Source organism: Agrobacterium sp. 22-209-1, assembly GCF_053522485.1.
Genome location: NZ_JBNWCH010000002.1, coordinates 653,310 through 674,867, shown reverse-complemented (window position 1 = coordinate 674,867; position 21,558 = coordinate 653,310). Strand labels below are relative to the sequence as shown.

Annotated in this window: 22 protein-coding genes; 7 read left to right on the top strand and 15 right to left on the bottom strand. The window is 59.1% G+C overall.

The features are described from left to right. Window positions 1-33 precede the first annotated feature (33 nt). Complete coding sequence (locus ACQZ48_RS07615) at window positions 34-597, bottom strand: YceD family protein (RefSeq protein WP_077982507.1); 564 nt, start codon at window positions 595-597, stop codon at window positions 34-36. An 8-nt stretch (window positions 598-605) separates the two neighbouring features. Then, entirely contained in the window at window positions 606-1,145 is a 540-nt protein-coding gene (locus tag ACQZ48_RS07610; RefSeq protein WP_077982508.1) for a ubiquinol-cytochrome C chaperone family protein, read from the bottom strand. A gap of 271 nt (window positions 1,146-1,416) precedes the next feature. Between ACQZ48_RS07610 and ACQZ48_RS07605 the strand changes: the two genes are divergently transcribed. After that, window positions 1,417-1,947 carry an outer membrane protein assembly factor BamE gene (locus ACQZ48_RS07605; RefSeq protein WP_077982509.1) on the top strand — a complete coding sequence of 177 codons (531 nt, stop codon included), beginning with the start codon at window positions 1,417-1,419 and terminating at the stop codon, window positions 1,945-1,947. A gap of 75 nt (window positions 1,948-2,022) precedes the next feature. On the opposite strand, the gene ACQZ48_RS07600 is transcribed toward ACQZ48_RS07605, so the two are convergent. The 12 genes from ACQZ48_RS07600 to ACQZ48_RS07545 all read right to left on the bottom strand — a co-directional run bounded on the left by ACQZ48_RS07600 (window position 2,023) and on the right by ACQZ48_RS07545 (window position 14,426). Next, window positions 2,023-4,161, bottom strand: a complete 2,139-nt coding sequence (locus ACQZ48_RS07600) for a sodium-translocating pyrophosphatase (RefSeq protein WP_173988680.1) — start codon at window positions 4,159-4,161, stop codon at window positions 2,023-2,025. Between the two features lie 218 nt (window positions 4,162-4,379). After that, a complete protein-coding gene (locus ACQZ48_RS07595) occupies window positions 4,380-5,603 on the bottom strand; it encodes an MFS transporter (protein ID WP_448728705.1) in 1,224 nt (407 codons plus the stop codon). 79 nt (window positions 5,604-5,682) lie between these two features. Continuing rightward, the gene (nusB, locus tag ACQZ48_RS07590; protein WP_010971444.1) at window positions 5,683-6,180 is read right to left on the bottom strand and encodes a transcription antitermination factor NusB; all 498 of its coding nucleotides are present in this window, start codon (window positions 6,178-6,180) and stop codon (window positions 5,683-5,685) included. A gap of 4 nt (window positions 6,181-6,184) precedes the next feature. Further along, the gene (gene ribH, locus ACQZ48_RS07585; RefSeq protein WP_077982966.1) at window positions 6,185-6,631 is read right to left on the bottom strand and encodes a 6,7-dimethyl-8-ribityllumazine synthase; all 447 of its coding nucleotides are present in this window, start codon (window positions 6,629-6,631) and stop codon (window positions 6,185-6,187) included. Window positions 6,632-6,795: 164 nt separating this feature from the next. Next, window positions 6,796-7,428, bottom strand: a complete 633-nt coding sequence (locus tag ACQZ48_RS07580; RefSeq protein WP_191217773.1) for a LysE family translocator — start codon at window positions 7,426-7,428, stop codon at window positions 6,796-6,798. Window positions 7,429-7,552: 124 nt separating this feature from the next. Next, on the bottom strand, window positions 7,553-8,164 hold the full coding sequence (locus ACQZ48_RS07575) for a riboflavin synthase (protein WP_142912554.1): 612 nt from the start codon (window positions 8,162-8,164) through the stop codon (window positions 7,553-7,555). Then, entirely contained in the window at window positions 8,164-9,408 is a 1,245-nt protein-coding gene (gene ribD, locus ACQZ48_RS07570) for a bifunctional diaminohydroxyphosphoribosylaminopyrimidine deaminase/5-amino-6-(5-phosphoribosylamino)uracil reductase RibD (protein WP_191217772.1), read from the bottom strand. The genes ACQZ48_RS07575 and ribD overlap by 1 nt, the downstream gene beginning before the upstream one ends. A 2-nt stretch (window positions 9,409-9,410) precedes the next feature. Further along, entirely contained in the window at window positions 9,411-9,890 is a 480-nt protein-coding gene (nrdR, locus tag ACQZ48_RS07565) for a transcriptional regulator NrdR (protein WP_006312828.1), read from the bottom strand. A 12-nt stretch (window positions 9,891-9,902) separates the two neighbouring features. Continuing rightward, the gene (glyA, locus tag ACQZ48_RS07560; RefSeq protein WP_077982515.1) at window positions 9,903-11,192 is read right to left on the bottom strand and encodes a serine hydroxymethyltransferase; all 1,290 of its coding nucleotides are present in this window, start codon (window positions 11,190-11,192) and stop codon (window positions 9,903-9,905) included. Window positions 11,193-11,546: 354 nt separating this feature from the next. Continuing rightward, window positions 11,547-12,878, bottom strand: a complete 1,332-nt coding sequence (locus ACQZ48_RS07555) for a L,D-transpeptidase family protein (RefSeq protein ID WP_077982516.1) — start codon at window positions 12,876-12,878, stop codon at window positions 11,547-11,549. 366 nt (window positions 12,879-13,244) lie between these two features. Beyond that, a complete protein-coding gene (ldtR, locus tag ACQZ48_RS07550; protein WP_026363448.1) occupies window positions 13,245-13,754 on the bottom strand; it encodes a transcriptional regulator LdtR in 510 nt (169 codons plus the stop codon). A 234-nt stretch (window positions 13,755-13,988) separates the two neighbouring features. Further along, complete coding sequence (locus ACQZ48_RS07545; protein ID WP_077982517.1) at window positions 13,989-14,426, bottom strand: DUF6163 family protein; 438 nt, start codon at window positions 14,424-14,426, stop codon at window positions 13,989-13,991. 174 nt (window positions 14,427-14,600) lie between these two features. Between ACQZ48_RS07545 and hemB the strand changes: the two genes are divergently transcribed. From hemB to ACQZ48_RS07520, 5 genes are all read left to right on the top strand, one after another. After that, complete coding sequence (gene hemB, locus ACQZ48_RS07540; RefSeq protein WP_077982518.1) at window positions 14,601-15,614, top strand: porphobilinogen synthase; 1,014 nt, start codon at window positions 14,601-14,603, stop codon at window positions 15,612-15,614. Window positions 15,615-15,711: 97 nt separating this feature from the next. Beyond that, complete coding sequence (locus tag ACQZ48_RS07535; RefSeq protein WP_077982519.1) at window positions 15,712-16,170, top strand: RDD family protein; 459 nt, start codon at window positions 15,712-15,714, stop codon at window positions 16,168-16,170. A 177-nt stretch (window positions 16,171-16,347) separates the two neighbouring features. Beyond that, window positions 16,348-17,106, top strand: a complete 759-nt coding sequence (locus ACQZ48_RS07530) for an arginyltransferase (protein WP_077982520.1) — start codon at window positions 16,348-16,350, stop codon at window positions 17,104-17,106. 96 nt (window positions 17,107-17,202) lie between these two features. Then, window positions 17,203-17,424 carry an AbrB/MazE/SpoVT family DNA-binding domain-containing protein gene (locus tag ACQZ48_RS07525; protein WP_059752528.1) on the top strand — a complete coding sequence of 74 codons (222 nt, stop codon included), beginning with the start codon at window positions 17,203-17,205 and terminating at the stop codon, window positions 17,422-17,424. Then, window positions 17,421-17,810, top strand: coding sequence for a type II toxin-antitoxin system death-on-curing family toxin (locus ACQZ48_RS07520; protein ID WP_077982521.1), 390 nt, complete (start codon window positions 17,421-17,423; stop codon window positions 17,808-17,810). The genes ACQZ48_RS07525 and ACQZ48_RS07520 overlap by 4 nt, the downstream gene beginning before the upstream one ends. Window positions 17,811-17,876: 66 nt before the next feature. Here the strand turns inward: ACQZ48_RS07520 and parC are convergent, their stop codons facing one another. Continuing rightward, window positions 17,877-20,129 (bottom strand): DNA topoisomerase IV subunit A, encoded by a 2,253-nt coding sequence (gene parC / locus ACQZ48_RS07515; RefSeq protein WP_137410086.1) that lies wholly within the window; start codon window positions 20,127-20,129, stop codon window positions 17,877-17,879. Window positions 20,130-20,358: 229 nt separating this feature from the next. Here parC and ACQZ48_RS07510 point away from each other — a divergent pair, with 229 nt between their 5' ends. Continuing rightward, window positions 20,359-21,549 carry a hypothetical protein gene (locus tag ACQZ48_RS07510; protein WP_137410085.1) on the top strand — a complete coding sequence of 397 codons (1,191 nt, stop codon included), beginning with the start codon at window positions 20,359-20,361 and terminating at the stop codon, window positions 21,547-21,549. The last annotated feature ends 9 nt before the right edge of the window (window positions 21,550-21,558 follow it).

Here is a 21,558-nt window from a genome sequence, read left to right as displayed (position 1 = left end):
TACAATAAAATTATTTCAGGCCGGCTGGGCCATTCAGTCTTTTTTCCAATCTTTCAACACGGCAAAGGGCGATGGCGGCTTGTCATCGTCGGCCTCTTTTTCAGCCTTTTCGGCAAATTCCACATTCGGCTTGCGCGGATAAGGGTCGATGGCAAGGGCCGCAAATTCGGCAACCACGGCACCGACATCGATGCTGTCGCCGGTGAACTGGTCGGGAATGTCAGGACCATCGGGATCGAGTACGATCTCGCCTTCTTCGTTCGTCACCATCCGCGCCAGCTTCGATCCTTCCGGCACGAAAATATGCTCCACGGTCTCATCGATCTTGCTCGAAACCGGTTCCAGCGTCACGACGCAGGATTGAGTGACCGCCGCATGCACTTCGCCCTTGATCTTGATGCCATCCTTCTTCCAGCGGGTTACCTGCAGCTCCGCCTTCAGATATTCGACGGAGACCACATCCCAGAATTTCGCAAGCGCCTTCAACTCCTCGGCGCTGGCTTCGAGACCAATCCTCACCGGATTGGCGGAAATATGGCCTACCTTGACGGGATAGGAAAAAGGCAGGTCATCATTTGCGGGGTGTCGCGCGTTCATCGTGAACCTCATTGTCCAGGCAGGGGCAGCGTCAGGCTTCCGGTTGCTATCGTTTCTTCGGACTGGGCGGCAAGGGCATCGGATGTCTCCATCATCCAGCCCGCCAGCCCTTCCATCTCGGGTGCCTTCTCATCTACCTGCGGATATATATTGCGCCGGAGCGCTGCGGCAAGAGCGACGCGGTCGGAAGCATCCAGCGCCGCCGCATAGGATTCCAGCCGCCCATAGAACATGCCGGCGAATTTCTTCATGCGTTTCGGCACACCCTGATCGCCTATCCCCAATTCGCGGATGGAATGATCGAGGTCCTGAAAAAAGGCGTCGACGATCTCCTGGGCGATCTCCTGCCCGCTGACACCTGACGATTTGGTGCGGCGAAAATAGAGAATCATGATGACCGACAGCATCTCGAAGCGGCCCATGACCGTGTCGGGCACACCGAAGTCGAGATAAAACCCGGGCGCGCGGGCGGCAGCCGTCAAGGTCGCATATTGCCGGTCGACTATGGCGCGATTGTTGTTTTTCTGTCTGAACAGCCCGAATATCATCGTTTTTTTTCCGAAGGGGACGGGTGAATTCGCTTACCGCCCATCGCACTTGTTGCATGATCGTCAAAGCTGGTTTACCGAAGCATCCACGAATTGCAATGCTGTCACGGTCACGTTCGTCTTTGGGCTGAAACAGTCGAAGAGAACCGGAGGAGTTCCAGAAGGTCGGGAAAGCATTGAATTTGGGGGGTGATCGGGATTTTCCGTCCCCGGATTGACACAATCATGTGCACAGACACTGTGCACCACGCAATGCCGGAAGGTGCCATTCATGATCGCAGTCGGGGAAAAGCAGTTGAGCAAGCAGAAATCCGCAAGTCACGGCAAAATTCTGAGCAAGACCGCCATCGCAATCGTGCTCGCATCCGGCCTGCTTTCCGCCTGCACGAGCACGACAGACGTATTTCACAACGGCTACGTCATGGACGAGCAGGCCCTCCAGCTGATCCCCGAAGGTTCCAGCCGTGAGCAGGTTCTCCTGACCATGGGCACGCCTTCCACCACGGCGACTTTCGGCAACGAGGTGTTCTATTACATCTCGCAGAAGCGCGTACGCCGCGCGGCTTTCATGAAGCCGTCGCTGGTCGAGCAGAACATTCTCGCCATCTACTTCAACAAGGACGGCGTGATCGAGCGTAAGGCCAATTATACGCTGCAGGACGGCAAGGTATTCGACACGATTTCGCGCACCACGCCGACGGGCGGCAAGGACCTCACCTTCCTGCAGCAGCTGCTTTCCGGCGGCACCTCGGGCGCCAATATCGCCAAGAGCATTCTCGGTCAGGGTGGGAACACACCCTGATCGGAAGAAGGATAATAAATTCAAAGGCCCGGGGAGCGATCCCCGGGCCTTTTCATTTGGCGGAAACGTCAGCCTTCAGTGGGCAAGAACAGCCAGCAGCAGCAGCGCCACGATATTGGTGATCTTGATAGCCGGGTTGACGGCCGGACCCGCGGTATCCTTGTAGGGATCGCCGACCGTGTCGCCCGTTACCGATGCCTTGTGCGCCTCGGAACCCTTGACGTGGCGCACGCCGTCCTTGTCGATGAAGCCATCTTCGAAGCTCTTCTTGGCGTTGTCCCAGGCGCCACCACCCGACGTCATGGAAATTGCCACGAACAGCCCGTTGATGATGACACCCAGCAGGGACGCACCCAGCGCGGCAAAGGCTGATGCCTTGGAGCCAGAGATCAGCAGAACGCCGAAATAAACCACGAGCGGCGCCAGAACGGGCAGAAGCGACGGAATGACCATTTCCCTGATCGCCGCCTTGGTCAAAAGGTCCACGGCCCTGCCGTAGTCCGGCTTTTCCGTACCGGCCATGATGCCGGGTTTTTCGCGGAACTGGCGGCGGACCTCCTCAACGATGGCGCTTGCCGCCTTGCCCACCGCCGTCATGGCGATGCCGCCGAAGAGATAGGGAATGAGACCACCGAACAGCAGGCCGGCAACCACGTAAGGATTGGCGAGGCTGAAGGAAATCTCGCCTATATCCTTGAAGTAGGGATAGGTCTCGCCATTGGCGGCGAAATAGGAGAGGTCGTTGGCATAGGCCGCAAATAGCACCAATGCGCCGAGACCAGCCGAACCGATGGCGTAACCCTTGGTCACCGCCTTGGTGGTGTTGCCGACGGCGTCCAGCGCATCGGTCGCCTTGCGCACGTCGGGATCGAGACCGGCCATTTCAGCGATACCGCCCGCATTGTCCGTGACCGGGCCGAAGGCGTCGAGCGCGACGATCATGCCCGCCAGCCCGAGCATGGCGGTGACGGCGATGCCGGTGCCGAACAGGCCGCCGAGCTGGTAGGTTCCGATGATGCCGCCGACGATGACGATGGCCGGCAGCGCCGTCGATTCCAGCGAGACCGCAAGGCCCTGGATGACGTTGGTGCCGTGGCCGGTAACGGATGCCTGGGCGATGGAGTTGACCGGGCGCTTGTTGGTGCCAGTATAATATTCGGTGATGACGACAATCAGCGCCGTTACGACGAGGCCAACCAAGCCGCAGAAGAAGAGGTTGGTGCCGGTGATCTCCATGCCGGCCACCGTGCCGATCGCTCCCCAGCCGACCGTGGCATAGGTTGCCACGGCAAGGCCGACGACGGAGAAGATGCCGGTTGCGATGAGCCCTTTGTAGAGCGCGCCCATGATGGAATTGTTGGTGCCGAGCTTGACGAAGAATGTACCGGCAATCGAGGTCAGGATGCAGGCACCGCAGATCGCCAGCGGATAGACCATGGCGCTTTCCAGAATCGGCGTTCCCGCAAAGAAGATCGCGGCAAGAACCATGGTCGCGACCACGGAGACAGCATAGGTTTCGAACAGGTCGGCCGCCATACCGGCGCAATCACCGACGTTATCGCCGACATTATCGGCAATGGTCGCCGGGTTGCGCGGATCGTCCTCGGGAATGCCGGCTTCCACCTTGCCGACGAGATCGCCGCCGACATCCGCACCCTTGGTGAAGATGCCGCCGCCGAGGCGGGCGAAGATGGAGATCAGCGATGCGCCGAAACCGAGCGACACCAGCGCGTCGATCACCTCACGCGATCCTGCAGGATGGCCCATCACCGAGGTCAAAACGAAATAATAGATCGAGACGCCGAGCAGCGCGAGGCCCGCCACCAGCATGCCGGTGATGGCGCCCGATTTGAAGGCGATATCGAGGCCGGCACCAAGGCTATGAGATGCAGCCTGCGCCGTGCGCAGATTGGCGCGCACGGAGACATGCATGCCGACAAAACCGGCGACACCAGACAGAACCGCGCCGATGATGAAACCTATGGCGGCCATGGATGACAGAAGATACCAGGCCAGAACGGCGACGATCAGCCCGACGATGGCGATGGTGAGATATTGACGGGTGAGATAAGCCTGCGCACCTTCACGGATAAAACCTGCTATTTCACGCATACGCTCGTTGCCCTGATCGGCGTCGAGAACGCTCTTGGTCGCCCATACCGCGTAAACCACGGACAGGACACCGCATAAAATTACGATGGGTATTACGGTCATGCGCACTTACCTCCCAAAAGGCCGGGTCTCACTCCCTCCCCGGCGTGGCGAAACCTTGTGCAGGGAGATGCGGACGGCCTGTCCCAAATCCCGTCTTGGGCATTTGTTCCCCTCCCAAGGAAAAATGTCCTCGCAGCGGAGATTGCGTTGGCGCGAGGTGTCGCGTCAAGCCCACAAATTTGCCTGAAACTTGAAAGGAGTAGAGCGTGGCGCGAGACTCAGGCCGCTTTTTTGCGACTTGTCAGGACGAGCGACAGGACAAGCAGAAGGCAAAGCCCGGCAACCGGCCAAATAACGAGGTTCATTACCGACCAGCCCCAGGCCGTAAACACCTTGCCGGAAGAGAAGGATGACAGGGCCACGGTGCCGAACAGCACGATATCGTGGAAGCCCTGCACCTTGTCCGCCTCATGCGGGCGGTAACTTGACGTGATGATGGCGGTTGCGCCGATGAAACCGAAATTCCAGCCGAGGCCGAGCAGGATGAGCGCCGCCCAGAAGTTCCACAACTCGACGCCCATATGGGCGACGATGGCGCAGGCCATCAGCACGATGAGGCCCGCCGCGACGATTTTTTCCGAACCGAATCGGGAAATCAGCATGCCGGTGAAGAAGCTCGGGCCGAACATGGCGAGAACGTGCCACTGGATGCCAAGCGTGGCGAGTTCCGTCGGGAAGCCGCAGCCGACTACCATGGCGAGCGGTGCGCCGGTCATCATGAAGGTCATCAAGGCGTAGGAGCCTATGCCGCAGATCATGCCCGTGATGAAACGCTGGGTTCGGACGATTTCCGACAGCGGCCTTGGCGCCTCAGCGTGCGTGGCGGCAGCCTTGGGATCGGGAAGTTTCAAGAACGCCAAAATGACAATGGATAAAAGCCCCAGCGGAACGAGCGCGATAAAGGCCCCCGCAAAGGTTACCGGCGCAAGCAGGTCCTTGCCGAAAATCGCGAGCTGTGGTCCGACGATGGCCGAGATGATGCCGCCAGCCAGAATCCAGGAGATCGCTTTCGGTTTGTAGAAGGATGGCGAGGCGTCAGCTGCAGCGAAGCGAATTTTTTGCGTAAAGCCGCCGGAAATGCCGATCAGCAGCAGACCGAGGGCAAACAGCCAGAAATCGGAGCGGAAGAGCGCGACCGCGGCAATGCCGCCGCCGATGGAGCACATCAGCGCGCCGACCATGAAGCCTGCCTTGCGGCCAAGGAAGCGGGATGCGGCCGCCACGCAGATCGCGCCGAGCGCAACGCCGATATTGAAGCCGGTGAGAGGCGCGGTCGCCAGCGACTTGTCCGTCCCGAGCAACTGATAGCCGGCAAGCGCGCCGACCGAAAAGCTTAAGGGCGCGGCCGATCCCATGATCGCCTGCGCCATGGTCAGGAGGAAGACATTGCGCTTCGCCTCGTCCAGTTGAACTTCAAGTCCGGGGACGGAAACCGCGCTCATCTCTTCCTCATTTGTTTTAGAGAATTTTCGCATTTCCGGACGGAAAAGCGGATTCCGTTTTTCCTCGAAATGCTCTCATTCAGCGTTTTGCCTCGCCGCGAACCTGTTTGGCAATGCGATCCAGAACCGCATTCACCAGCTTGGGCTCGTCATGCTCGAAGAAAGCGCGGGCGATTTCCACATATTCCGTGACGATGACGGCGACCGGCACGTCCTTGCGCTCGAGAATCTCGAAGGTGCCGGCACGCAGTATGGCGCGCACGGTGGCATCGAGGCGCGACAGCGGCCAATCTTCCAGAAGGGCGGAGCGCACCAAGGGATCGATCTTCGTCTGATCGCGGACGACGCCGGAAACAATCGAACGGAACCATGAAGGATCGGCCTTCAGATAGGTATCGCCATCGACTTCCTGGCCAAGACGGTGCGCCTCATATTCGGCAACGACTTCCATCACACCGGTTCCGCCGACATCCATCTGGTACAGCGCCTGCACGGCCGCAAGACGGGCCGCGCCACGCTGGTTGGCGGGCTTTACCGAAGGCTGGCGCGGTTCGCCGCCGTTTTCAACATCCGACATGCGTTCAGCCACCCAGTTTCTTCTTCAGCTCAATCATCGTCAGAGCCGCACGGGCCGCGAAGCCGCCCTTGTCCTTGTCGGAGCGGCGCACGCGCGCCCAGGCCTGCTCGTCATTTTCGACGGTGAGGATGCCATTGCCGATCGGCAGCGATTCGCTGACGGCGAGATCCATCAGGGCGCGGGAGGATTCATTGGCGACGATATCGAAGTGATAGGTCTCACCACGAATGACCATGCCGAGCGCAACGAAACCGTCATACTCCGTGCCGTCATTGTCTGCGCCATCGAGCGCCATCGCGATGGCCGCGGGGATTTCCAGCGCGCCGGGAACGGTGATGACGTCATAGGTGGCGCCGGCTTCATCAAGCGCGAACTTCGCGCCTTCGAGAAGCGCATCCGCCATATCGTCGTAAAAACGTGCTTCCACGATAAGAAGATGGGGTTGGGACATGATATTTTCCTGAAAAGCTTGACGCCGGATCATACCGGCTTTTGCGGCGGTCAAACCACGGCTGGCCGTTTTTGGCAAGTAATTTCATGTGTCACCGGCGCGAGAGGCCGCGTTTGCGGGGCATTTGGCCGGGTTTCACGTCTTCCGGCGCGGCTCCGCGACAATCAGGTTTTCTGGAAGGCGAGATGGACGCCAAGCCCCATCAGCACCGTCCCGGCAGCGCGGCGGGCAAGCACCTGCACCGCGCTGGAACGCTTCAAACGTCCGACCATGGCGCCCGCCAGAAGGACACCGACGAGATCGGCCGAGGAAAAAATGAAATTGACGGCGATGCCGAGGATCAGGAACTGCAACCAGACCGGAAAGGCAGCCGCGGGATCGACAAATTGCGGCAGGAAGGCCAGAAAGAACAGCGCCGTCTTCGGATTGAGCACATCGACGATGATGCTGTCGATAAAGGCGCGGCGGGCCGATTTCGGCTCGATGGTCAGATTGACCGCCTCGCCCTCGAGCTTGCTGCGCAGCATCGAGAAACCGAGCCAGACGAGATAAAGCGCGCCGCAGAGCTTCACGGCGAGATAAAGCCAGGGAACGGCCTGAAACAGCACCGAAAGCCCTGCCGCAGAAGCGAAAATGTGGAAATAGCAGCCGACATGGATGCCAAGCACCGCCATCAGCCCGGCAAACCGGCCGCGCGCCAGGGTTTGCGCCGCCGCATAAAGCATGGCGGGACCGGGGATATAGGCGAACAAGGCGGTGGTTATGAAAAAGGCTGTCAGCACTTCGAAGGACGGCATGATGTATTTCCCCTACCCCGTTTGGAGCCCCAAAACGTCTTTATAACGTTTACGCTCCAATCGGAAGCAGGGTGTCGGACAAGAATTGATCTGCCGCGACGTCCGCTGACTCATCGTCCTCAGTTTAAGCCGGCGGAAATTCTGCAAGCCTTGCGGCGTAACGCGCCATGGTGTCGACTTCGAAATTCACGAAATCGCCCGGCTGGCGTTCGCCCCAGGTGGTGACGGCGAGCGTATGGCGGATCAACAGCACGTCGAAATCTGTGCCTTCGACGGCGTTGACGGTCAGCGAGGTGCCGTCGAGCGCCACGGAACCCTTGGGCGCCACGAATTTCGCCAGATGCTCCGGAGCGCGCAGGCGAATGCGCACCGCCTCGCCTTCGGGTTCCACGGAAAGTATTTCCGCCTTGCCATCGACATGGCCGGAAACGATGTGGCCGCCAAGCTCATCGCCGATCTTCAGCGCCCGTTCCAGATTGACATGGGTACCCTTTTGCCAGCCGGCAATCGTTGTCAGGCGCAGCGCCTCTTCCCAGGCCTCGACCTCGTACCAGCGCTCATTGCTGCCGTCCTCCGGCAGTCTCGTCACCGTCAGGCAGACGCCGCCATGGGAGATCGATGCGCCCATATCGATGGTCTTAGGATCGTAATTGGTCGCCACCCGCAGACGCACGCCTTCGGCCAGAGCTTCCAGCTCGGATACGGTTCCGACATCGGTGACAATTCCGGTAAACATCAAATCGGCCTTTCATAACAGAAGCAGCGATCCGGCCCATGGGCGGTCTCGCTGACCAGAGCATAGTCGCCCGTGATATCGGCACGGTTGAGCGGCGTTTCAATGCCGCCCTCACCGATCACGACCGGGCTTTCGAACAGCATGATACGGTCCACCAGCCCCGCTTCAAGGAATGATTTTGCTGCAAAAGCGCCGCCTTCGACCAGAAGTTCCGACATGCCGCTTTGGGCAAGGGTTTGGAGGAGGTTTTCGAGCGTTGGGGCTTCAAGAATCTGGACGCCGGCTTCGGTGAGAAGTTGGCGTCGGTGGTCGCGGCTACCCCCCTCTGCCCTGCCGGGCATCTCCCCCTCAAGGGGGGAGATCGATGGGGCGCTGCCTTGCCAGACCTTGAAGGTTGACGAATGAGAGGTGGAGTCGAAATTTGAGCGAGCGGCCAGCCCCTTGCCGATCTCCCCCCTTGAGGGGGAGATGCCCGGCAGGGCAGAGGGGGGTAACGCCGCAACGATCACCGGCACCTCCCGCGCTGTCTTCACCAGCTTCGATGTCAGCGGTAACTCAAACTGCCGATCCAGCACGATGCGAACCGGCGAACGATCCTCGAGACCAGCTATTCGGACCGTCAGTTCGGGATCATCCCCAATGGCCGTCCTGATACCGACGAGGATGCAATCACAACGCGCCCTAAGCTCATGCACGGCATGGCGAGCCTCGGGCCCGGTGATCGCCACCTGCCCCTCACCTTTCCTGCCGATCATGCCATCGGCAGAAATTGCAAGCTTCAGAATCACATGCGGGCGTTTTTTCATCTGGCGCGTAAGGTAGCCTGCCAGCGCCCTTTTACCTTCGTCCCGCAACAGGCCGGTTTCCACGACAATGCCGGCATCGCGCAATATCTGATAACCGCGGCCGGAAACGCGCTCATCGGGATCATCCACCGCCACCACGACACGGGCGACGCCGTATTCCACCAAGGCATTGGCGCAGGGCGGGGTTTTGCCCCAGTGGGAACAGGGTTCGAGCGTCACATAGGCGGTGGCGCCGCGCGCCGCCTCGCCGGCGATTTCCAGCGCCTGCCGTTCGGCATGCGGGCGGCCGCCAACGGCGGTCACGGCCTCGGCGATGATTTGCCCGTCTTTGACGAGAACACAGCCGACGGAGGGATTGGTGAGCGTTTGGCCCTGATGGCGAAGCGAAACCTCGATGGCGCGGGCCATGAACCTTTCGTCATCGGCACGGGTGGTCACGGCTACACTCCAGCGTCCGTATCGCGGGCGATCTTGGCGTTGATTTCGGCAATCACGTTCTCAAAATCCTCGGCATGGCTGAAATCACGATAGACCGAGGCGTAGCGCACGAAGGCAACGTCATCGAGGCTCTTCAGTGCTTCCAGGACCTGGAGGCCGATTTCTTCCGAGGGAATTTCCGTCTCGCCGGAGCTTTCGAGACGACGGGCAATGCCTGACACAGCCCGCTCGATCCGGTCGCGATCGACCGGGCGTTTGCGCAGCGCGATCTCGAAGGAACGCACCAGCTTTTCCCGGTCGAAGGGCAGCTTGCGGCCGCTTTTCTTGATGACCATCAGCTCGCGCAGTTGCACGCGCTCATAGGTCGTGAAGCGGCCGCCGCAATCGGGGCAGATGCGCCGCCGGCGGATGGAGGTATTGTCCTCCGCCGGACGCGAGTCCTTGACCTGTGTGTCTTCGGAACCGCAAAATGGGCAGCGCATCGTCTTTTTTCCTTACATGTACGGGTACATCGGGAAACGGTCGGTCAGGCCGACGACCTTTTCACGCACCGCAGCCTCGACGGCGGCGTTGCCCTCGTCCGAATTGGCAACCTTCAGACCATCGAGAACCTCGACGATCAGCTTGCCGATTTCTCGGAATTCCGCTTCCTTGAAACCGCGCGTCGTGCCGGCCGGCGTGCCGAGACGGACACCCGAGGTGACGAAGGGCTTTTCCGGATCGAAAGGAATGCCGTTCTTGTTGCAGGTGATGTAAGCGCGGCCAAGAGCTGCTTCCGCGCGCTTGCCGGTGGCGTTCTTCTTGCGAAGGTCAACCAGCATCAGGTGGTTGTCCGTGCCGCCGGAGACGACGTCCAGACCGCCTTCGATCAGGGTTTCGGCCAGCGCCTTGGCGTTCTTTACCACCTGTGCGGCATAATCCTTGAACTCCGGCTGCAAAGCTTCACCGAAGGCAACGGCCTTGGCGGCGATGACATGCATCAGCGGGCCGCCCTGCAGGCCGGGGAAGACGGCCGAGTTGAACTTCTTGGCCAGATCCTCGTCATTGGTCAGGATCATGCCGCCACGTGGGCCACGCAGAGACTTGTGCGTGGTGGTGGTGGCAACATGGCAATGCGGGAACGGCGACGGATGCTGGCCACCGGCAACGAGACCGGCGATGTGGGCCATGTCGACCATCAGATAAGCGCCGACTTCATCGGCGATCTCGCGGAAACGCTTCCAGTCCCAGACGCGAGAATAGGCGGTGCCACCGGCGAGGATGAGCTTCGGCCGGGTTTCCTTGGCCTTGCGCTCCACCTCGTCCATGTCGAGAAGGTTGTCGCCTTCGCGCACGCCGTAGGACACGACGTTAAACCACTTGCCGGACATGTTGACTGGCGAACCATGCGTCAGGTGACCGCCCGAATTCAGGTCGAGGCCCATGAAGGTATCGCCCGGCTGCAGGAGTGCGAGGAACACGGCCTGGTTCATCTGCGAACCGGAGTTCGGCTGGACGTTGGCGAAGTTGACGCCGAACAGCTTCTTGGCGCGCTCGATGGCGAGCTCTTCAGCGATGTCTACGAACTGGCAGCCGCCGTAATAACGCTTGCCCGGATAACCTTCCGCATATTTGTTGGTCATGATCGAACCCTGCGCTTCGAGCACGGCGCGGGAAACGATATTTTCCGATGCGATCAGTTCGATCTCGTGGCGCTGGCGACCCAGTTCCTTCTCGATCGCGCCGAAAATATCCGGATCGGCTTCGGCAAGCGGGCGGGAGAAGAAAGCATCTGTGTTCGACATGATGAAGGCTCCTGAAACAGTAATGCGATGGCGTCTTAGCGCCCTGCCCGAACAAGAGCAATACGGGCAGCGAGATTTGCCCGTCAAACTGCGACGTTGCGGCGAAAAGTGACAGATGTTTTTATGAAAAACAGGATACGACGGAAAATAAAGGCGGCGCTTCGATGATGCGCGGCCGAGCCACACACTCGCGTCATCCTCGGGCTTGTCCCGAGGATCTGCAACGCTTCTATTTTACGATAGGTGATTAGATCCTCGGGACAAGCCCGAGGATGACGGCGGAGGGACTGGCCGGCTTTCCAGCGATCACCTCTCCCCTCGCCCACAATTCCAAGCTGACGGCAAAAAGCCCGATCAATTGCGCGGCAGAAGATCGTCGTCCACGGCACCTGCCGGCTGCTCCATGCCCGCGGTGGTGTTGAGCGCCAGTTCGGCATTGCCGTCCTTGCCGTAGATATCGTCGCGGAACTGAACCACGCCGTCCTTTGCCGACCATGCGGTGATATAGACGAAATAAACGGGAACTTCCTGAGCGAGCTTTATCGGCGTGTTGACGCGGGTGGCGATGACGCGTTCCATCTCCTGACGCGACCAGCCGGGCGTGTCGCGCAGCAGCCAGCTCGTCAGGTCGCGCACGTTCTGCACGCGCACACAGCCGGAGGATTCGAAACGCATCAGCTTGTTGAACAGGCCCTGCTGCGGCGTGTCGTGCATATATTCGTTATTGGGATTGTGGAAGTTGATCTTCGTGGACGACATGGCGTTGATCTTGCCGGGGTCCTGACGGAACATCAGGTTCGGAGCCTTCGGCGCGAACCAGTCGACTGCGGTTGGTGACACTTCCTGTCCCTTGCCGTCGATGAGGCGGATATTGTTCCGCTCCAGATAGGTCGGGTCCTTCTGCATCAACGGCACGATGTCCTTTTCGACGATCGAGCGCGGTGCGGTCCAATAAGGGTTCAGGATGACTTCGTAAATCTTGGAGTTGATCACATGGGTCGGACGGCTGGCGCGACCGACGACGGCCGTGTTGCGCAACACGACGCGTTCATTCTCCACTGCCTCGATGGCGGCGGCCGGGATATTCACCATCAGGTGACGCTGGCCGAGATCGCCCGACATGGACTGGATGCGAACAAGGTTGGTCTGTAGCTGCGCCAGACGAATCTGCGCGGAAACATTGAGCGCCTTCGTGGTGTATTCGCCGATGACGCCATCCGCCGGAAGACCGTGACGGGCCTGAAAACGCTTCAGCGCGCCATCGACATAGGAATCGAAGGCGCTGGAGATGCCGGCTTCGCGCGGCAGGTCGCCGGACACCATCAGTCGCTGACGCAGCGCCTGCACGGAAGGATCGGAGACGCCGATCTGGAGACGCTGCTGCGACGCGGGCACTTCCGGCCAGCCGCCATTCTGCACTATCTGCTGATATTGCATGATCGCCTGCTGCATATAGACAGGCGCTTCGCGTCCAAGAACCGGATTGTTGGAAACGACACCCACGGCCGAACGCGAGGAATTGGCATCGAACTGATCATCCCAATTGCCACGGCGCGACGAGCCCATGAGATCGTTCAGCGCGTTCTGCGCAAGAGCCGGCGCAGCGAGTGCTGCAACACCAACGGAAACGGCCGAACGCAGAAGCGTGCGGCGCGATACGGATTCGGAAACGGTTTTTTTTGTCATTCTACCTACCAGCCACTCTCTTCGGCATTATCAACAATGCCTAAATCAATATGATTAACAAACACGTACAACGTGTCTGCCGGCTGGTAGTACTCACCACCCATCTATTGGGCGCTATTGTCTGGCAGAACAGTCGGCACTTGCCGCAACAGCAGGAGAAACAGCCGGCTCCTTCACCTTTGCCGGTCCCATATCAATATGGCCGATTCGTGTCACGGGCCTCACCTCACGAAGCTTTGTTCGCCTGAAAAACAGCGAGAAGGCCCGAACGAGGGTTATGCGTGACAGAGAAAACCGCGGAACGCGGAATCCGCAAGCCGGAAGCAAAATAATGCTCCCGGCTTAAACAGTGGAACCGTCTTGCGGTTACAGGCGGTAAGCGATCGAGTCGTTCCAGAAGCGATCGAGGCGCTGCAGCAGCTTGTTCATCTCGGAGAACTCGCCGGTGCCGATGCCGCCGACCTTTTCGATCGAGCCGACGTGGCGTTCATAAAGGCGGGCGACCGTTTCGGCGATTTCCTGGCCCTTTTCGGTCAGGCTGATGCGGACCGAGCGGCGGTCGACGCGCGAACGCTGGTGGTTGATGAGACCGAGATCGACCAGCTTCTTGACGTTATAGGAGACATTCGAGCCGAGGTAATAACCACGCGAACGAAGCTCGCCGGCCGTCAGTTCGGAATTGCCGATGTTGAACAGCAGCAGGGCCTGAACGGCGTTGACGTCATCGCGACCCTGACGGTCGAACTCGTCCTTGATGACATCGAGGAGGCGGCGGTGGAGGCGTTCCACCAGGTGCAGCGACTCCATGTAGAGCGAGCGGATGGTATCTTCATGTGCATCGGCAACAACGGCCTGCGGCTTAACTTTGCTATTGATCATGACTGCCTCACTGTTTTGTTTGGCGGTGTGTTTGTTTGTCTCCCGCCTTGAGTGAGAACCTAATCAATGCGCATAAAATTCTACTTAAAAGCTACGATTAACAAATGCTTACCTGCATTTTCCCCGGAGGGCCAAACTTGTGGCGAAGCGGGAACGCCCTGAGCGTGAACATTATAAATCAATGACTTAACGGGAAAAATTAGCGTGAAAACGGACCGAATTGCTTTATTCTTATGGTAAATCAATTCTTGCGCGTTCTTCATTCTGGCGGTGATCCAGCCAGAAAGCGACCAGGAATAGTATATAAATGGTTGCCACGAGACCGTGCATGACGGGCACCAGCGTGTTGGCACCGAAGATATGCGGCCACACCTTATACATGGCGATCTGCGCACCCGCGCCCATGACCCACATGACCGCACCCCAGGAGGCTCCGAGCCATAGACCGAGTGCTGCGACGGGGAAAATAACGGCCAGCGCGCTGCCAGCCACGCGCCAGGGCAGGTTCAGCATATCGAACCGCCCATGGCCGCCAAGCGAATAACCTGTCAGCATCGCCCAATATTGCAGGCCGAACCAGAAACAGGAAACCGCAACCAGCCTCATGAAGACCAGAAAGAGGATTTCCGCGAGCGGGCGTTTCGGCAGAGGTTGAGAATCAGGTTCCATGGCCGGAAGATACGGTCTCGACGAACGGGCGACCAGCCCATATTGAATCTCGCCACCCGCCTTGTCAAAGCATCATCGTCGTCGCAGGACGCTGATCAGGGAAGATTGTCGCATTCGCATGGGCCACGCTTCATGATATGCAGCTTTCGAAATTTGATCGAAGGACATTCTGACATGCAGGACAAAACGCATCTGGTCGACGAGATCACCGGCCATCGCCGCATGCGGCGCAATCGCAAGGCGGATTGGACGCGCCGTCTGGTGCAGGAAAATCGCCTGACCGTTGACGATCTCATCTGGCCGGTCTTCATCGTGCCGGGCAGCAATATTGTCGAACCCATCCCCGCCATGCCCGGTGTCAACCGCATGAGCGTCGACCGGCTGGTGGAAGCAGCGAAGGAAGCCGCCGATCTCGGCATTCCCGCCATCGCCACCTTCCCGAATATCGAGATGGAGCTGCGCGACGAGACCGGCTCCAATGCCCTCGAGGCCAACAATCTCATCAATCAGGCAACGATCGCAGTTAAAAAAGCCGTTCCCAACATCGGCATGATCACCGATGTCGCGCTCGACCCTTTTACCAGCCACGGGCATGACGGTATTTTGCGTGGCGACGAGATCGTCAACGACGAGACTGTGGATCAGGTCGTCAGGGCGGCCATCCTTCAGGCGGAGGCAGGCTCGGACATTATCTCCCCTTCCGAGATGATGGATGGCCGCATCGGCGCCATTCGCCGTGGTCTCGACGCCGCCGGGCACCAGAATGTCGGCATCATGGCCTATGCGACGAAATTCTCGTCGGGCTATTACGGCCCCTATCGCGAGGCCATCTCGACGGCGGGCCTGCTGAAGGGCGACAAGAACAGCTATTACATCAGCCCCGCCAATGGCATGGAGGCTATCCGCGACGCAGCACTCGACGTGGAGGAAGGCGCCGATATGCTGATGGTCAAGCCCGGCCTGCCCTATCTCGATATCTGCTGGCGGCTGAAGGAGAATTTCGGCCTGCCGACATTCGCCTATCAGGTGTCCGGCGAATATACCCAGATCAAGGCGGCCGCCATGAACGGCTGGATCGACGGCGAGCGGGTGATGATGGAAACACTTCTCTGTTTCAAGCGTGCGGGCTGCGATGGCGTACTCACCTATTTCGCCATCGAGGCCGCACGCAAACTAGCAAAGGGCTAAAGCCCACGCTTATTGTATTCGGTCGTTTTCTTCCCATATTGTCTGCTGACACGGCACTCATGCCGCGCTGTCATGCCCTCTCAGGAGAAAACGACCGATGAGCCTCGACCAGAACCCCACCTATGCCGCACCGGATGACTGGCGCGCCTATAGCGGCGTCCTGAGCCGGCGGGTCTTCGCGTTTCTGATCGACTACGCGATCGTGCTCCTCTTGTGCATCCCTGCTGCCGTGATCGTCTTCTTCCTCGGCATTATCACGCTGGGTCTCGGCTTCTTCCTTTATCCGGCGCTGTTCGTGATCGTTGCGGTGCTCTATTTCGGCATGACACTCGGCGGCCCGTCGCAGGCCACCCCGGGGATGCGGGCGATGGGGATTGCGATGGCGCGCATGGACGGACGGCGAATCGATTTCCTGCTGTCGACCGTTCACATCGTGCTTTTCTGGGTCATTAACTCGGTTTTGACGCCGCTGATCCTGCTTGCAGGCCTGTTTACCGAGCGCTCGCGCCTCGTTCACGACTTCCTGCTTGGCACCGTTATCGTCAGAACGCGCTAATATGGCGGAAAGCCGCGTAAACGCGGCTTTCAGCCCTTACAATACCTCATCCCGCAGTTGACGTTTTCCGTCATTTTGCCATTCTGTGGCATTATGCATGTCGCTTGAAGCGCCGCCGCCGGCCCCGTGAAATCGCGGCGCGCTTTCATAACAGACGCAGGAGGCGATCACGGTTCGATGAACACGCAGGCGACGCCCTCTCCCCAATTCTATCTTACGGCGCCGGCCACCTGCCCCTATCTGCCGAACCAGATGGAGCGGAAGGTCTTCACCCATCTGGTTGGCCCGCGCGCCGCGGAAATGAACGACCTTTTGACCCAGGGCGGTTTCAGGCGCTCGCAGAACATCGCCTATCGCCCGGCCTGCGAAACCTGTCGCGCCTGCGTGTCCGTGCGTATCCTCTCCGAGCAGTTCCAGCCGACCAAATCGATGCGACGCGTTCTTGCCGCCAACAGCGATGTCGTCGCAACAGTTCATGCCGCCGAACCCTCCACAGAACAATTCGCCCTCTTCCGCCGCTACCTCGACCACCGGCACCAGTCCGGCGGCATGTCCGACATGTCGGCGCTGGACTATGCGATCATGGTGGAAGACACGCATGTGAACACCCGCATCATCGAATACCGCGTGAGAGAACCCGGTTCCGGCATCGATTCCAGCAAGCGCGGCGAACTGCTGGCCGTGGCACTCAGCGACGTGATGAGCGACGGCCTGTCGATGGTCTATTCGTTCTTCAATCCGGAGCTGGAAAAACGCTCGCTCGGCACCTTCATGATCATCGATCACATCACCCGCACCCGCGCACTCGGCCTGCCGCATGTCTATCTCGGCTACTGGGTCGATGGTTCGGAAAAGATGGGCTACAAGACCCGCTACCATCCGCAGGAGCATCTGACGCCGCGCGGGTGGGAGGTTTATACGCCCGAAGAAAAGTAATCGGCATTTGGAAGTGTCACATCCAACCTCCGGAAATCGTACATTGTGTGCGAAGCTTAGCCCTGTTATAACACCGTTATAACAGGAGCTATCGTCATGAACATAACGATCCGCAAAATCGGCAATTCCGAAGGCATCATCATTCCGAAGGAAGTTCTGGATCGCATGGGTCTCAAGGCCGGCGACGCGCTGGAACTCAGAGAAACTGCCGGCAATATCGAACTCGTTCCCGAGCATGCGGAACTGAGAGAACAGCTTGAAGCCGCCCGGCGTGGTATGAAAAAATACCATACAGCTCTGAGAGAACTCGCCAAGTGAGCAATATAAAGTGGCTCTCCCGTGTCGCCATCGAAGTTATACATCAAGAGCAATTAGCCGAACACGGTGGCTTGCCGGGCCTCAAGGATGAAAACGCACTCGAGGCAGCTTTGGCGCGTCGATTGCACAAAGCAGCCTATGGAGAAGAGGAACCGCTGAAACTCGCCGCCGCTTATCTTTACGGTATAGCGCGCAACCATCCCTTTTCCGACGGTAACAAACGCACGGCTTTTCTTGCCGCCTACACTTTCCTTTTTATCAACGGACTTGAAGTCGTTGCCGAGCAAGCGGACATCGTGGCTTTTGTTCTCGATGTCGCTGCAGGTGAGATCGATGAGGACGGCGCATACCGTTTTCTCAAAGATCACACTATACCGCTCCATTGAACAGAAACGCCGCATATAGTTTCGATACGCGGCGCTTCATCGATAACCTGTCAATACCAGACGGCTTTACCCGCCAAACTTCCCGCTACGTGGAAAGCCCTTCGGCACAGTGCGGCCCGCCGTCGCGCGGTCGGCCAGCCATTCGCGCAGCTCTTCACCGACCTTGTTGAAGAGACGCCCGGCCGTGTCGGACCAGCTGAGGCCCTCGGCAAGCGCGAAACATTTCACGTCGACAACGCCGCCATCCTTGTAGCGCTGGAGGCGCACGCCCTTGCCACGCGACATTTCCGGTATCTGCGCCAGCGGGAAGGCCAGGAGTTTGCGGTTTTCGCCGACGACAGCGACGTGGTCGCCGGTAACGGGAACCGCGAGCTTGGCTTCGTCAGGCATGGATACGTTCATGATCTGCTTGCCTTTGCGGGTATTCGCGACCATTTCGCTTTCCGCAACGATGAAGCCGTTGCCGGCGGTGGAGACGAGCAGCAGTTTGCGTGATGGATCATGTACGAAGGCGGTCAGGATATCCTGATCGTTCTCCATGTCGACCATGATGCGGATCGGCTCGCCATGTCCGCGGCCGCCCGGCAGCTTGTCGGCCCCGAGCGTATAGGCCTTGCCGCCCGTCGTCAGCAGCAGCAGCTTGTCGGTCGTCTGTGCCGGGAAAGCGAGCTTCGGGCCATCACCCTCCTTGAAGGTGAGCGACGAGGTATCGGACATGTGCCCCTTCAGCGCCCGGATCCAGCCCTTCTGCGAGATGACGATGGTGACCGGTTCTTTCTCGATCATCGCCTGCTGGATGGCCTCGATATCGGCATCCGGCGCATCCGCGAACTGCGTGCGGCGGCGGCCAATCTCGGTCGCCTTGGCGTATTTCTTTTTGACTTCGCCGATTTCCCAGGCGACCGTCTGCCACTGCTTGTCGTCGGAGGCAATCAGCGCTTCGATTTCGGCCTTCTCATTGCTGAGGTCGTCGAACTCCTTGCGGATTTCGAATTCCTCGAGCTTGCGCAGATTGCGCAGCCGCATGTTGAGGATGGATTCGGCCTGCAGGTCCGTCAGCGACCATTTCGCCATCATCACCTGTTTCGGCTCATCCTCCTCGCGGATGATGCGAATGACTTCATCGATATTCAGGTAGGCGACAAGCAGGCCGCCCAGAATTTCCAGCCTGCGGTCGATGGCCGCCAGGCGGTGGCGGGAACGGCGGACAAGAACGTCCTTGCGGTGCGCCAGCCACTCGCTCAGCACCTCGTTCAGCGCCATCACCTTCGGCACCTTGCCGAGCGATAGCACATTCATGTTGAGCGGCAGTCGGCTTTCGAGATCAGACAGGCGGAACAGCGATTCCATCAAGAGCGTCGCATCGACCGTTCGGCTCTTCGGCACCAGCACGATTCGCACGTCTTCGGCGGATTCGTCGCGTATATCCTCAAGAAGCGGCAGCTTGCGGGAAATCAGCAGCTCGGCGATCTTCTCGATCAGGCGCGATTTCTGCACCTGGAAGGGTATTTCGGTGATGACGATCTGGTAACCGCCGCGGCCGAGATCTTCCGTCTCCCATTTGGCGCGCACGCGGAAACCGCCACGACCGGTCTTATAGGCATCGAGAATATTCTCGCGGCTTTCGACAATCACGCCGCCCGTCGGAAGATCGGGGCCGGGAATGAATTCCACCAGCTTCTCCACCGACGCATCGGGATGCTTGATAAGATAAAGCGCCGCATCGCATAATTCATGAGCATTGTGCGGCGGGATTGACGTGGCCATGCCGACAGCGATGCCGGATGCTCCGTTCGCCAGCAGGTTCGGGAACGCGCCCGGCAGAACAACCGGCTCTGAATTTGACTCGTCATAGGTGTCGCGGAAATCAACTGCATCCTCGCCGATACCCTCGAGCAGAAGCTCGGCCACCGCCGTCATCTTACTTTCGGTGTAACGCATGGCGGCGGGGCTATCGCCATCGATATTGCCGAAATTACCCTGGCCGTCCACCAACGGATAACGCAGCGAGAAATCCTGCGCCAGACGCGCCAGCGCATCATAGATCGCCTGATCGCCATGGGGGTGGTAGTTACCCATCACCTCGCCGACAATCTTCGCGCATTTGCGGAAGGCGGAATTGGGCCGCAGACCCATTTCGCTCATGGCGTAGACAATACGCCGGTGAACCGGCTTCAGGCCGTCGCGCACATCCGGCAGCGCACGATGCATGATCGTGGACAAGGCGTAAGCGAGGTAGCGCTCTTCAAGCGCTGCCTTCAAATCGACCGGATGGATGTTATCGTCTCCGCCGGACGGAGGTACAAGATTTTTTCCCATGGTGCTTGACTAGCGGAAATGCCGATTCCCGGCAAGAAATTCAGGGGTCGCAGCTGTGGATGAACGCAACCCTTTCATGCGATTTTTTGTTAACCGCGTTGCAAATGCCGCAATGCCGCCGTCATGGGAATCGATCTAAATCCTATAGACCTTTGAATAATCGCGAATATAAGTATCAGCATTCGAATTCGAACACGGTGCACAGCCGTACGTTGAGGGAAGAAACATCATGAGACTGAAATCCACCCGGCAGGTTCTTTTCGCGAGCGCCGCGCTTCTTACGCTTTCGGCGCCCGCTTTCGCGCTGGATGGCGGGGATGTCCTGAAGAAGATCAATGCGGCCTATGCCGCACAGGGCGGCGAGATCGCTGCCGGCTCCGTCGCCGTTAACGGCTCGACGGTGACCCTGAACAGCGTGACCTTCAACCCGGTCGCCGATCCGGCCAAGAAAATCCCGGTTGGCAATATCACGCTCGAAGGCGTCGAGGAAAACAACGGCGGCTACAAGATCGAGAACGCCCGTTTTGACGATATCGACTACCGGCAGGACAAGGTTGAGATCAAGGCGAGCGACATCTACATCTCCGGTCTCGTCATTCCCGCAGACTCCACCACCGGCACCATCGATGCGCTGATGTTTTATGACGAAGCGCATAGCGGCCCGATCTCCGTTTCTGTCGACGGCAAACAGGCTTTCTCGCTTGAGGAAACCAGCGCGACGATGTCGGTCAGCGATGACAAGAACTCCATTGGCTTCGACCTTGACGCTTCCGGTTTCAAGGCCGATCTCAGCGAAGTCACTGATCCCGCGACCAAGGACGCGATCGAAAAGCTGAAGCTGCAGGCGCTCTCCGGCGACATGACCATGAGCGGCAGCTGGGAAGTGGCCTCCGGTACCATCGATGTTGAAGAATACGCCATCGACCTCGATGATGTCGGCCGTCTCAACATGTCGTTCGGTTTCTCCGGCTACACGCTCGCCTTCATCAAGTCGATGCAGGAGACGGTGAAGGCGCAGGCCGCCAATCCGAACAAGGAACAGGCGGATCAGGCGGCGAGCCTCGCCATGCTGGGCCTGATGCAGCAGTTGTCCTTCATCAACGCGGAGATCAGCTTCGAAGACGCCAGCATCACCAAGCGCGCCATCGACTATGCCGCAAGCCAGCAGGGCATGACGGGCGATCAGCTTGCCCAGACCATCAAGGGCATGGCCCCGATCATGATGGCTTCGCTCAATGTTCCGGAATTGCAGAACATGGTGTCGGCGGCAATTAACACCTACATCGACAATCCGAAAAACTTCTCGATTACGGCGGAGCCGGAAAAGCCGGTTCCCTTTCCGATGATCATGGGCGCTGCGATGGGCGCGCCGAATACCCTGCCCAAAATGCTCGGCGTGACGGTGACGGCAAACGAATAGGACGACAAA